We start from the raw sequence: 1,398 nt of genomic DNA, 5'->3' as shown, positions 1-1,398 counted from the left end.
CTCGCCGAAGTCAAATCCATGAATGGGAGGGTGTATTCGGTAACAGTTTCGGCTCATACGGATCGCATAGAACAAGCTGGAAACCAAGGCATCTCCATGGAACGCGCTGTCGCTGCCAAGGAGTATTTAGTCAGCAAGGGTGTCCGAATGCATCCTTATAACGTTAGAGGGAAAGGCAATGAGGAGCCGCTCACCAAGCCCGACCAGTGCACAGGGCCGACGAGCTCGCAAGTCATAGAATGCCTAGCGCCTGACCGCCGTGTTGAATTTGAAATCGTATGGTTTAAACCCGATGAGCACGCCGATGGAGCTCTTCATGTGGACCGACTATACTTGGTGCGTATGTGACCGCCACCATCTTGTTTGCATGGAAAAAGAAGACGCACGATTTTAACACTGGATCAATTGTACGAACGGCGTAAGCAAGTGGTGCGGTTGCATTGCAAGGGTTATGGCGTGATGCAGATTGTCGAACTCAGTGGCTTGTCTTACCCCCACGGTGCAAGGCGCGATTGATTGGTACAAGGAGAGCGGTGCATCTGCCCTCAAGCCGGAAAGTCGTAGCAAGGTGCTGACAGAAAATCAGGAGCGCGCGATTCGACACATCATTTGCGACAAGCGGCCTGAACAGCTGAAGATGGAGTTTGCACTTTGGGGCCGTGCTGGCGTCATGCAACTGATCGAACGGGAGCTGGGGCTGGGGCTGAGTCTATCGGTGCGAGGTGTCGGCAACTATCTGGCACGCTGGGGTTGCCGACGAACGTACTTGGCCGATTACCAGCGATGACAAAACGATTCTACTGATAGGGCCTTCGTGAACCACCCGATAACCATTGTTGTTCTGGTTGATGCTAATAGAAAAACCAGAAATGTAGCTCTTGGTAAGGAATTGGCTAGTGGCGGTGCGGGCACCGTCTATCAGGTAACTGGGGAGCCAGCCACTGTAGTTAAGCTGTATCATTCTGAGACTCTCAGGCAAGTCGGCAAGGAATATGCAGATAAAATCTTTTGCCTATTGCAGAATGTGCCGTCATTGCCATCGTCGGCAGCGGGAATAATTCAGCTGTCTTGGCCATTTGCTATGGCGAGAGATGTCTCGGGAAATTTCGTCGGATTCGCGATGCCGACGCTTGATTTCAACAAGACCGAGTCTCTGGAGTGCATCCTAGTACCAAAGATGGCGGGGCAGAAGAGTCTGCGATCAGATTTGGGAGCGCGCATCACAGTCGCAGCCAATCTTGCGGGGGTCGTAAGCGCAATTCACGATAAGGGCCATCGAATAGTCGATCTGAAACCCGTCAATCTCCGCTTGTATCGTCAGGAACTTTATGTTGCGGTACTCGATTGCGATGGGTTCCATGTAAATATGCCTGGTCGAGCTTTTTCGGCACCACAAAC

1 protein-coding gene and 2 pseudogenes are annotated in these 1,398 nt (G+C 51.9%); all 3 read left to right on the top strand.

Annotation, left to right across the window (positions count from 1 at the left end):
* A partial coding sequence (locus E4Q23_RS21245; RefSeq protein WP_169068471.1) for an OmpA family protein occupies positions 1-348 on the top strand: 348 nt, incomplete at its 5' end.
* 19 nt (positions 349-367) lie between these two features.
* Positions 368-751, top strand: a pseudogene (locus tag E4Q23_RS21240) (helix-turn-helix domain-containing protein); the annotation flags it as partial.
* A gap of 63 nt (positions 752-814) precedes the next feature.
* Positions 815-1,398, top strand: a pseudogene (locus E4Q23_RS21235) (DNA-binding protein); the annotation flags it as partial.

Source organism: Candidatus Accumulibacter phosphatis, from assembly GCF_012939955.1.
Taxonomy (GTDB): Bacteria; Pseudomonadota; Gammaproteobacteria; order Burkholderiales; family Rhodocyclaceae; genus Accumulibacter; species Accumulibacter delftensis.
This window is presented reverse-complemented; position numbering and strand designations above follow the sequence as displayed.